The 7,742-nt window shown below is 67.3% G+C and carries 8 protein-coding genes; 1 reads left to right on the top strand and 7 read right to left on the bottom strand.

What is annotated here, in order from left to right:
• Nucleotides 1-1,131, bottom strand: a 1,131-nt coding sequence (locus P3W97_RS03195) for a dihydropteroate synthase (RefSeq protein ID WP_300843717.1), incomplete at its 3' end; no start/stop codon positions are given.
• Between the two features lie 122 nt (nt 1,132-1,253).
• Nucleotides 1,254-2,030, bottom strand: coding sequence for a gamma-glutamyl-gamma-aminobutyrate hydrolase family protein (locus P3W97_RS03190; RefSeq protein ID WP_367184584.1), 777 nt, complete (start codon nt 2,028-2,030; stop codon nt 1,254-1,256).
• 166 nt (nt 2,031-2,196) lie between these two features.
• Between P3W97_RS03190 and P3W97_RS03185 the strand changes: the two genes are divergently transcribed.
• Nucleotides 2,197-2,877, top strand: a complete 681-nt coding sequence (locus tag P3W97_RS03185; RefSeq protein ID WP_300843715.1) for a hypothetical protein — start codon at nt 2,197-2,199, stop codon at nt 2,875-2,877.
• 74 nt (nt 2,878-2,951) lie between these two features.
• On the opposite strand, the gene P3W97_RS03180 is transcribed toward P3W97_RS03185, so the two are convergent.
• The 5 genes from P3W97_RS03180 to pyrR all read right to left on the bottom strand — a co-directional run bounded on the left by P3W97_RS03180 (nt 2,952) and on the right by pyrR (nt 7,666).
• Nucleotides 2,952-3,989, bottom strand: coding sequence for a DUF475 domain-containing protein (locus P3W97_RS03180; protein ID WP_367184583.1), 1,038 nt, complete (start codon nt 3,987-3,989; stop codon nt 2,952-2,954).
• A 19-nt stretch (nt 3,990-4,008) separates the two neighbouring features.
• A complete protein-coding gene (locus tag P3W97_RS03175) occupies nt 4,009-4,731 on the bottom strand; it encodes a 1-acyl-sn-glycerol-3-phosphate acyltransferase (RefSeq protein ID WP_300843719.1) in 723 nt (240 codons plus the stop codon).
• Between the two features lie 70 nt (nt 4,732-4,801).
• Nucleotides 4,802-6,133: a dihydroorotase gene (locus tag P3W97_RS03170; RefSeq protein WP_300843714.1), complete on the bottom strand. Its 1,332-nt coding sequence runs from the start codon at nt 6,131-6,133 to the stop codon at nt 4,802-4,804.
• Complete coding sequence (locus P3W97_RS03165) at nt 6,130-7,083, bottom strand: aspartate carbamoyltransferase catalytic subunit (RefSeq protein WP_300843712.1); 954 nt, start codon at nt 7,081-7,083, stop codon at nt 6,130-6,132. Before P3W97_RS03165 ends, P3W97_RS03170 begins: the two co-directional genes overlap by 4 nt.
• Nucleotides 7,084-7,102: 19 nt before the next feature.
• Nucleotides 7,103-7,666 carry a bifunctional pyr operon transcriptional regulator/uracil phosphoribosyltransferase PyrR gene (gene pyrR / locus P3W97_RS03160; RefSeq protein WP_300843710.1) on the bottom strand — a complete coding sequence of 188 codons (564 nt, stop codon included), beginning with the start codon at nt 7,664-7,666 and terminating at the stop codon, nt 7,103-7,105.
• Nucleotides 7,667-7,742: the final 76 nt, after the last annotated feature.

The following is a 7,742-nucleotide window of genomic DNA, read 5'->3' as shown; positions in this document are numbered from 1 at the left end:
CCGGCCACCCCGGGCACGGATCTGCTGCCACATGGCCTCGGTGTCCTCCACAATGAAGTCGGTGATGCCATGCACCAGCGCATGCGTCAGGCGCTCCTCCACGGGCAGCGAGCGCCAGGCCAGCCGGGTGCTGTCGTCCTTGGCCTCCCCCTTGACCCGCTCTGCAATCGCCAACAGCCGCTCGGTCGGGGTCTGCTGGGGGTCTTCGCCCTCGCGATAGACGGGGCGTCGGTTGAGCACGACATCCTCCACCCGCTCGCGCAACTCGGGGTCGAGCTGGTCGTACACGCCGATTTGACCCGCGTTGACGATGCCCATGTCCATGCCCGCGCGGATAGCGTGGTACAGAAACACGGTGTGGATGGCTTCGCGCACCGGCTCGTTGCCGCGGAAGCTGAACGACACATTGCTCACCCCGCCCGAGACCTTGGCCCCAGGCAGATGCTGCTTGATCCAGCGCGTGGCCTCGATGAAGTCCACCGCGTAGTTGTCATGTTCCTCGATGCCCGTAGCAATGGCAAAGATGTTGGGGTCGAAGATGATGTCTTCGGGCGGGAAGCCCACTTCATCGACCAAGATGCGATAAGCGCGCTCGCAGATCTCGATCTTGCGCTGGAAGGTGTCGGCCTGACCCTGCTCGTCAAAGGCCATCACCACCGTGGCTGCGCCGTAGCGGCGGATCAGTCGGGCTTGGCGCTTAAACTCGGCCTCTCCCTCCTTGAGGCTGATGGAGTTGACAATCCCCTTGCCTTGGATGCATTTGAGGCCCGCCTCGATCACCTCCCACTTAGAGGAATCGATCATGATCGGCACGCGCGCGATGTCGGGCTCGCTGGCGATCAGGTTGAGGAAACGCACCATCGCGGCCCTGCTGTCGAGCATGGCCTCGTCCATGTTGACGTCGATGATTTGCGCGCCGTTTTCCACCTGCTGGCGCGCCACGGCCAAGGCATCCTCGTAGCGGCCTTCCAGAATCATGCGCGCGAAGGCCTTGGAGCCGGTGACGTTAGTGCGCTCGCCGATGTTGACGAAGAGGCTGCCCTCCCCGATGACCAGGGGCTCCAGCCCCGACAACAACAGGGGGGGGATGCGGCGGGCAGCGACAAGAGACGACGCGTCAATGGAATTCACGACAGGGGGATGCGCAAACAGACGCCAAGCGGCGAGGCTCGCGATTGTAGGGCGGGTCTCGCTGCGGCCCTGGGGGCCAACGACATGGCCATTCGCCGGGCCTGGGCCGCCGGGCGCAGAGCTCAGCGCCGCGCCGCCTCCAAAAACGCATCGAGCATCGGGGTCGGATCGAGCTGATCCTCATCCCCCGGGGTGTGAAACTCCGGATGCCACTGCACCCCGAAAACAAAACCCCGCCCTTGGTAGCGAAGGGCCTCGATGATCCCGTCCGGCGCCGTGGCCTCGACCACCAAATCGCGCCCCAGCCGCTTGACGGCCTGGTGGTGGATGGAGGCAACCTGGCGGCCAGGCAGTCGACCATTCCACTGCTCCAGCCGTCCGCCGGGGGAGAGGATGACGGCATGCCGGTGGCGGTCGTAGTGCGGGGTTTCGTGGGCGATAGCGCCAGGCACTAGGGTCGGGATGTCTTGCACCAGGCTGCCGCCGAAGGCCACATTGATCAACTGCATCCCCCGGCAGATCCCCAGGATGGGTTTGCCAGCCTCGAGAAATTCGTGCACGAGCTCCAACTCGTAGGCGTCGCGCACGGGGTCGCCAGCCCACTCGGGCTTGAGGGGCTCTTCGCCATAGGCGCGCGGGCTGACGTCCGCGCCGCCCTGCAGGATCAGACCATCGAGGTAATCGGCATAGTCGCGCACCCGAATGCTGCTGCGCTGCAATGCGCCGTCCTGCAACACCGAGGGAATCATCAGCACCAGGGTGTCGCGCGACGCTGCCCACTGCGCAACGGACTGCTCCAGCACCTGCAGGGTTTTGGCGCGCAAGCCGGCCGCCCCGACCTCGGGATGGTGGATGCGGGCAGACAACCCGATGTGCACGGGGCGACGGCGACCGAACATGGCGACGCAGTAAATCGCGGGTGAGCGCGGCATCTTAGCGCATCGCGCGCTCTGGGTGCTGCATCCCCTCGCCGGGACCTCCGAGGGTTGCGAGGCTGGAGTCGTTCGCGCACAATCCACGCAGCGGCGCTCATCGGGCGGTCCGCGCCACCGCTCTCACATCACGATGGCTTCGATACTCGATTCGTCCCCACACCGCCTGCCACCCCATCGCAGTGCGCTGCGCGGCTGGTCGTGGATGGCGCTGGTGACCGCAGCGCTGGCCGGCTGCGCCACTCCCCCGCCTCCTGCGGTCGAGACCGCTGTGCCGCCGGCGAGCAGCGATCCGCCCGCGGTGGCGGAGCCGGCCGCACCGCAGCCAGACCCGCCGCCGCCGTTTACGGGCAAGCGCTCACTCGCAGCCAACGAGCGTGACTACCGCCGCGATGGCGCCCAGCATCTGTACGAACAATACAGCGATCGGGTGTTTCGCGGCAAGCTTCCCCCGCTGATCCAGGCGGTGGGGGTGATGCGGCTCGATATCGGCCCGCAAGGCGAATTGCGGCGCTTCGAATGGATGCGCGCTCCGGATCATGTGCCGCATGTCAAGGCCGAAATCGAGCGTTTGGTTCGCGCCGCCGCCCCCTTCCCGGCCCCCCAGCGGCTGGGCAGCGTCGTTTACACCGACACCTGGCTTTGGGACAAGAGCGGCACCTTTCAGCTCGATACGCTGACCGAAGGCCAGCTCGATCGCATGCCGGCGTCGCCTGCGCGGGCATCCCTGGCGCCAGCGCGCCCCGCGGCACCCACACCCAAATCGCGCCGTTCGCCCACGGCCGCGACGCCATCGGCCAAACTGGCGCGATAGCGGCTCAATGAGCGTAAGGCCGGCCGGCCGATGCGATGATCAGCCCCGGGCACGGGGAGCTGTCCAGCGCCGGGTCAACCGCTGTGGCTGCTTCGGCGTCGCCGCTCACGCACCGACGAGGCGAGCGCTGCCGCGATGAAGCCCACCCCAATCAAGCCGGTGACCACCTCGGGAACATGGACGACGGTGCCCAGGATCATGATCGCCGCCAATGCACCGATCGCATAGTGGGCGCCGTGCTCCAGGTAGACATAGGCCTGCAGCGTGCCGCGGTTGACCAGGTACACGGTCATCGAACGCACAAAGATGGCGCCGATGGCCAACCCCAGCATGATGATGACGACATCCTTGGTGATGGCAAATGCCCCGATGACTCCGTCGAACGAGAACGAGGCATCGAGCACCTCCAGATACAAAAAGCTGGCGAAACCCGAGCGGTGCATCGCGGCGACGGCGGCATCGCCCGCCTCCTCGGACTCAAAGAGCGCGCCCACGGCATCGACGGCCAGATAGAGCAACACGCCGGCGATGCCAGCGACGAACACCCGGCTTTGCTGCGCCTCGGGCACCCACCAACGGGTGGAAAACACCACCCCTAGCGCAATAAAAACGCTGATCTCGTCGAACTTGGCGGCGCGCACCATACGCCGCTCCAGCGGGCCGAGCCAGTGCGTCTCCTTGTTGCGATCGAACAGGAAATTGAGGAACACCAGCAGCAGGAACATTCCGCCAAAGGCCGAGATGACTGGATAGACCCCCGTGAGCACGCGCGAGTATTCGTCGGGCTGCTGCAACGCCAAGCGTACCGTCTCGCCCCAGCCGATGTCGGCCGACACCGCGACGATGATGATAGGAAACACCAGCCGCATGCCAAAGACGGCGATCAGGATGCCGATGGTCAGGAACAGCTGCCGCCACAGCGGACTCATGTGGCGCAGCACCCCGGCGTTGACGACCGCGTTGTCGAAGGACAAGCTGACCTCCAAAATGGCCAGCACTGCGGTGAGCCACAGCGCCGTCCACAAACCCATCGGATATTGCAGACCCCACCAGGCCGCCAGCCCCAGACAAACCGCTGAAAAAATCAATGAAAAACGGAAGTCTTTGATCACGAAGATCGTCTCCTTCGGGTCAGGGGGACAGATCGCCTGGCGGCGGCAATCCGGCCAGCCCAGCGACTTGGGCGCGCAAATCGGCCGCCCAGGTGCGGCGGTCGCGTCCTTCCGCCGTTTGGGGCACCCCCCAGCGCAGGTGCACGGCCAGATCGGTGGCGGTGAGCACGCGCCAAAGCGATGCGATCAGCGTGGCATCGCCGACATATACCGGGGCGTCGTGGCGAGCCAGGGTATCCGGCCCGGCTGCCGCAGGTCGGTAGGCCAGGCCCAAGGGCTGCACTGGCGCGCCTGTGGCCACGGCGGCCTGCAGCAGGTTGGCATGAAAGGGCAGCACGGTGCGCCCGTCGCTGGTGGTGCCTTCTGGGAACACGGCCAGCACATCACCCGCCTGCAGCCGCTCGGCCAAATGGTGCACCACCCGCAGGGCGTCGCGCTTGCGATCGCGCTCGATGAAAAGGGTACCCGCCCCCGCAACCAGTCGCCCCAACAGGGGCCAGTGCCGAACGTCAGACTTGGAGACGAAGCGGCAGGGTCGAGCGGCATCGATGGCCAAGATGTCTAGCCACGACACATGGTTGGCTACCACCAGCAGCGGGCCGCGGAGGGGCAACTCGCCATCTGTGCGCAGCACCACGCCCAAAATGGCCAGCGCCCGCGCCGACCACGCCTGGATACGGGCGGCGCGGGTGGCCTCGTCCCAGCGCGGGAAATACCACCAAACCGTCCACAGCCCTCCCATCACATGGGCCAGCAGTCGCGCGCCGCGCCACAGCGCACGGCCCCACCGGCCGGGTCGCACCGTCACCGGCTCAGGCCGTGGCATCGAAGGCGACATGCCCACCAACCAGCGTGGCCCGCACACTGGCGGGCAGCGCATGACCCTCGAACGGCGTGTGGCGACCCTGGCTGCGCAGCCGGACGGGGTCCAAGCGCCAGGTGGTCGCCGGGTCCAACACGCACACATCGGCCACGCCGCCCACGGCCAGCCGGCCCACGCTGGCTTGCAGCGTCCCGAGCTGCGCGCCCAGGACGCGCGCCGGCCCCGCCGTCAGCACCTCGACGACCCGGGCCACCGGTACACCGTCCTGCTCGGCCCACTTGAGGGCCAGGCCAGCCAGCAGCTCCACGGCGGAGGCGCCGGGCTCGGCCTCGGCAAACGGCACCGCTTTGGCGTCGGCCGAGACGGGGTTGTGGTCCGACACCAAGGCATCGATGGTGCCGTCGGCCAGCCCCTGACGCAGGGCATCGCGGTCGCGCTGCTGGCGCACCGGCGGCTGCAGGCGCAACCGCGTGTCGTAGTAGCCGATGTCGGTGTCGGTGAGCAGCAGGTTGTGCACGCTGACATCGGCGGTCACGGGCAGACCCTCGGCCTTGGCTTGGCGCACCAGGGCCACACCGGCCGCGGTACTCAAGCGGCACACATGCAAGCGTGCGGGTGGGGTCGCCGAGGTCTCGCCCGCCGCCGCGACGACACCACGCAGCAGTTCGAACAGCGTGTGCAGCGCAATCACTTCCGAGGCTGCGGGTACACCGGACAGACCCAAGCGCGTCGCCAGCGGCCCACTGGCCATCACGCCTTTGGACAGCCACGGCTCCTGCGGCCGCAGCCACAGCGTATAGCCGAAAGTCGCCGCGTACTGAAAGGCGCGCTGCAGCACCTGGGTGTTGACGATCGGTCGGTCCGCCTGACCGAAGCCAACACAGCCCCGCTCGGTGAGTTGCACCATTTCGGACAGCACCTCGCCCTTGAGGCCGCGGGTCAACGCACCCAGCGGGAACAGCCGCGCGCGGTGCAGCTTTTCGGCGCGCGCCTTGAGCATATCCACCAAGCCCGGCTCGTCGAGCACTGGATCGGTGTCCGGCGGGCAGACCAAGCTGGTAACGCCACCCGCCACGGCTGCAGCGGTCTCGCTCTCCAGCATGCCGGCGTGCTCCTGGCCTGGCTCGCGCAGGCGCACACTCAGGTCAACCAAGCCCGGCAGCACCCAGCAGCCGCTGGCGTCGATCACGCGGTGGGGGGCAAAGTCGGCCGGCGCACTGCCCATGCCAATGATGCGGCCTGCAGCGATGGCGAGGTCGGCCACGCGGTCGGTGCCGCTGGCGGGGTCGATGACCCGGCCCTGTCGAATGAGTATCTTCATGCCTCGTTCCCCGCGATGATGCCCATGACCGCCATGCGCACCGCGATGCCAAACGTCACCTGCGGCAGCACCACGCTCTGCGCACCGTCCACGACGCTGGAATCGATCTCCACCCCACGGTTGACGGGGCCGGGGTGCATGACGATGGCGTCTGGTTTGGCCCAGCGCAGCCGCTGCGGCGTCAGGCCAAAGCTTTGGTGAAACTCCTGGCTGGAGGGCAGCAACGCGCCGCTCATGCGCTCGTTTTGCAACCGCAGGGCGATCACCACGTCGCAATCCCGAATGCCCTCTTCCAGCGCATGGCACACACGCACGCCCAGGTGCGACAGGTCGCTGGGCACCAGCGTGCGCGGGCCGACCACCCGCACATCCGGGCAGCCCAGCGTGGTGAGCGCATGGATGTCGGAGCGCGCCACGCGCGAGTGCAGCACATCGCCCACGATGGCCACCGAGAGCTGGGTGAAGTCCTTTTTGTAGTGCCGGATGGTGTACATATCCAGCAGCCCCTGCGTCGGGTGCGCATGGCGGCCGTCGCCAGCGTTGATGACGTGCACATGCGGCGCGACATGCTGGGCGATCAGGTAGGGCGCGCCGGACTCGCTGTGGCGCACGACGAAGATATCGGCCGCCATCGCCGACAGGTTGGCTATGGTGTCCAGCAGCGTCTCCCCCTTGGCGGTGGAGGAACGCGCAATGTCCAGATTGAACACGTCGGCCGACAGGCGCGTGGCGGCGATCTCGAAGGTCGTACGGGTGCGCGTGCTGTTCTCGAAAAACAGGTTGAACACGCTCTTGCCGCGCAGCAGCGGCACCTTCTTGACCTCGCGGTCGTTGACGCTGACGAACTGTGCTGCCGTATCCAAAATGTGGGTCAGGATGTCGCGTGGCAGCCCCTCTGTGGACAGCAGATGGATCAGCTCGCCATGGCGGTTGAGTTGGGGGTTTTTCATGGCAGGGGGCTCCGGCGGTTCAGCGCTGGCGGGGGTCGGCACGCTCCGACAGCACGAAGCCAAAACGCCCGTCAGCGCCTTGCACCAGCTCGAAGGACTGGTGTGCGGGCAGCGGCAGCCGCACGGCCGCGGCGTCCGCGGCCACCGGCAATTCGCGCCCACCGCGGTCCACCAGCACCGCCAATCTCACGCTGGCCGGCCGACCGTAGTCGAACAGTTCATTGAGCACCGCGCGCAAGGTGCGCCCGGTGTAGAGCACATCGTCGATCAGCAGCACATGCGCACCCTCCACCTCGAAAGGCAGGCGGGTCTGTGCGGTCGCTGGGGCCAGGCCACGCTGGGCGTAGTCGTCGCGGTGCAGCGTGGCGGCAATGACGCCGGGCGCGCCGGGCAGACCCAGCTCGCGATGCAGCCGGGCGGCCAGCCACGCCCCACCCGAGACGACACCCACCAGGTGCATGGGCTGCGGCCCACTGGCCAGCAAGGCCTGGACGGCCCGGCGCAGCTCGGCATACAGAGCCTCGGCGTCCAAGGGCAGGACACCCGCGCCCCCCGCAGCGGCGCGGTCGGAATCGGTGGTCATGGCAGGTTCCTCAAAAATTGCTCCAGGATGATGCAGGCCGCACCCGCATCGCTATCGTCGGCCCCCAGGGCGTGTG

This window comes from Tepidimonas sp., from assembly GCF_029335975.1.
Lineage (GTDB): Bacteria > Pseudomonadota > Gammaproteobacteria > Burkholderiales > Burkholderiaceae_C > Tepidimonas.
The sequence above is the reverse complement of the archived record's forward strand: the minus strand, read 5'-3'. Positions and strand labels throughout refer to the sequence as shown.